This is a genomic window from Pseudactinotalea sp., assembly GCF_048594945.1.
In the GTDB taxonomy this organism is placed as follows: Bacteria; Actinomycetota; Actinomycetes; order Actinomycetales; family Beutenbergiaceae; genus Pseudactinotalea.
In genome coordinates this window covers 1-3,158 of sequence record NZ_JBMDXJ010000060.1, presented here as the reverse complement: position 1 = coordinate 3,158, position 3,158 = coordinate 1, and the positions used below count along the sequence as shown (strand labels likewise).

Annotated in this window: 3 protein-coding genes; all 3 read right to left on the bottom strand. The window is 73.2% G+C overall.

Going from position 1 to position 3,158, the window contains the following annotated elements:
• Positions 1-34: 34 nt before the first annotated feature.
• Positions 35-886, bottom strand: coding sequence for an NUDIX domain-containing protein (locus tag ACOJSN_RS02820; protein ID WP_420110994.1), 852 nt, complete (start codon positions 884-886; stop codon positions 35-37).
• 13 nt (positions 887-899) lie between these two features.
• Positions 900-2,270: a serine hydrolase domain-containing protein gene (locus tag ACOJSN_RS02815; RefSeq protein ID WP_420110993.1), complete on the bottom strand. Its 1,371-nt coding sequence runs from the start codon at positions 2,268-2,270 to the stop codon at positions 900-902.
• Positions 2,271-2,288: 18 nt separating this feature from the next.
• Positions 2,289-3,158: biotin/lipoyl-containing protein (locus ACOJSN_RS02810; protein ID WP_420110992.1), on the bottom strand; the 870-nt coding region annotated here is incomplete at its 5' end.

The window sequence follows — 3,158 nt, the reverse complement described above, 5'->3', positions numbered from 1 at the left end:
TGGCAGTGGGGTTCGCGGCGTGTCCGGGGCTCGGTCAGGTCAGGAGCTCGAGCAGGGTTCTCGGGCCGACGACGGCGGCTCCCGCGCTCTCGCACCGCCGCCTCAGCTCCCGGTCTGCCGTGACCACGACCACGCGTGCGGCCTCGGCGGCCAGGTCCGCCGCCCGGGCCGCGATCGCGTCGTCCCCCTCGCCGGGCGCCTCGTGGATCTCGACGGCGGTGCTCGCCGTTGTGTGCCTGGCCCCTCGGGCGGCTCCTTCGGTCACCACGTGCCAGGTGGGCCACCAGCGCTCGCCGTGGAGGTCGGCGAACCCGGCGGGGACGCCGGCCTCCGCCAGCGCTGAGATCCCCCCGATCAGCTTCTCGGCGGCACCGCGTCGGTCGCGCCACCAGCCGTCGGGTCGGCTGCCGACCACGTTGGCGGCGTCCACCACCACGTGGAGGTCGACTCCGAGCATCGCCTGCAACTGCGGCCATGCATCCTCGAAGGCGGGCAGCAGCGGGCGGTCGGTGACCTCGGCGAGCGGGACCCAGAGGACCTCGAGGCTCTCGGCGTCGGTGGCCTCGACGTGCAGCCCTGGGGCGGTGCGCGCGAGCACCGTGGTGTAGCTCCAGTCCGGATGGGTGAGCGCCGAGGTGGCGAACACGCGCACGTGACCGCCGTCGATGCCCGCTTCCTCGGCGGCCTCGCGCAACGCCCCGGCCACGGCGGACTCGTCCACATGCCGTGCGCCGCCTGGCATCCCCCACGTACCGCCCTGATGGCTCCACTCGGCGCGATGTTGCAGCACCACCCGCTCACCGTCGGTCAGGAGCAGCCCGGCGGCGCCGCTACGACCCCAGTGACGGGCGCCGCAGCGGCACTCGACCCAGCCGTCAGTGGTCACGGGGCGCCGACGGTCACGGGATCGCACCGACCAACGGGTCGTTCCCACCCAGCGGCCGCTGCCGCCAGGTCAGCACCGCGCCGGCCGGCCCTGTGACGACCCGGAAGGAGTGCGGCGTCTCGATCACCCTCACCTCGGCGTGGTAGCCGCCCTCGGTCCAGCCACCGCTCGCCGCCAGCGGGAGCGTTCGTCCGTCCACGACGGGTTCGGTGGTGCGCCAGGCCGCATCGCCCACGTCGATCGTCAGCGGTTCGCCCTCTCGTAGCAGCGTGAGCGTGCTGCCCCCGGCATCCACCTGGACACCCCGCACACCGGAGACGTCGGAGGCCGGGTCCACCGCGAAGCTGCGGTGCTCGGGCGGTCCGGCGTTGGTGCCCAGCGGCGGGATGGTGAGCGAGGCGAGCCGCTCGCGCAGCCGCTCGTCCGCATCGGCACTGCCCGGGCGGTCCACCGCGGGCAGCAGGTGCTGCCACACCAGGTCGAGCAGCTCCTGCATGTCGACCAGCTCCGATGTGATCGCGACCGCGAGTCCCTGCTCAGGCAGCACGAGCCCGTACTGGCCGCACGCGCCATCGGCTCGGTACCCGTGCCGGGCGTTCCAGAAGCTCTGGCCGTAGCCCTGGGCCCAGTCGGAGTGCTCGTCCGGCTCGACCGGCAAGAACGGGGCACTCGCCTCGTCCACCCAGGCCGACGGGACCACCTGCCGCCCGTGCGCCGAACCCCGATCCAGCCAGAGCTGGGTGAGCGCCAGCAGGTCGTCGGTGCGCAGCCGAGCGCCCGAGAACCCCACCGGATGCCCGGCGCGGTCGGTCTCCCATACCAGGTCGGAGCCACCGAGCGGCGCCAGCACCCGCTCCCGGGCGAGCGCATCCAGCGGTGCGCCGCCACGGTGCTCGGCGGCGCGTGCCAGCAGGTAGGTGGCGATCTGGTTGTAGCAGAACACCGTGCCCGGCTCGGCGTCGGGTGGGTTGTCGAGGATGGTGCGGATCGGCTCGTCCGCCTGGCGCAGCTCGTGGCGCCAGGCATCCGTGGTGTGCCCCACCGTCATCGTCAGGCAGTGCCGCACGGTGACGCGGCGCCATACGTCGGAGATCTCTCCGGCCAGTGCCGCCGGCGGCAGATGCCGCACGATCGGATCGTCGAGGCCGAGGAGCCCATCGGCGACCAAGGACGCGACCGTCGTCGCCGTCACGCTCTTGGAGACCGAGTAGAGCAGATGGCGGCGGTCGGGTGCGTAGGGCGCCCACCAGCCGCGGGCGACCGCCCGCCCGCCACGCGCGATGGCGAGGCTGTGCAGATCGAGGTGAGCTGCGCCGTCGAGAAGGTCGAGGACGCCCTGGGCGTCGAGGCCTGCAGTGCTGGGGTCCGCCGTCGGGAGTGGCACGATCGCGACCCTAGCGGGTCAGGCCGACTCGACCTCGTCGATCTGGCAGATCACGCTGCCGGAGCTGACGGTCTGGCCGACCGTGGCCGCCAGTCCGTGCACCTTGCCGGCGCGGTGCGCGACCAGCGGTTGCTCCATCTTCATCGCCTCGAGGACGACGACGAGGTCGCCCTCCGCGATCACGTCACCATCGTTGACAGCGACCTTGACGATCGTGCCCTGCATCGGAGAGGCGAGCGCGTTGCCGGTCGCACCGCCGGCGCCCAGGCGCGTGCCGGTCCGACGCACCGGTCGTTTCGCGGGGCGCCGCTTGCCGAGGCCGAGCCCAGCAGGCAGCACCACCTCGAGGCGCTTGCCGCCGACCTCGACGACCACCCGCTCCATCTCCTGCTCCTCGGGCGAGGGGGCGGCCGGCGCAGCGGGCGTCGGGGAGGCGGGGACGTCGGCGCGAGTGAGGAACTCCGACTCGATCCAGGTGGTGTAGACGCCGAAGGAGCCGAGCTCGGTGGCAGCGAAGGCCGGGTCGTCGAGCACAGCGCGGTGGAACGGCATCACGGTCGGCATGCCCGCGATCTCGGTCTCGGCGAGCGCGCGGCGGGCGCGCTGCAGCGCCTCGGTGCGGGTCGCACCGGTGACGATGATCTTGGCGAGCATCGAGTCGAAGGCGCCGGAGATCACGTCGCCGGCCACCACGCCGGAGTCGACCCGCACGCCCGGACCGCTCGGCCAGCGGAGCGTCTCGATCGTGCCGGGTGCGGGCAGGAAGTTCGCGGCCGGGTCCTCGCCGTTGATGCGGAACTCGATCGAATGGCCCCGGGTGGGCACCTCGTCGTAGCCCAGCGGCTCACCCGCAGCGATCCGCAGCTGCTCGCGCACCAGGTCGATGCC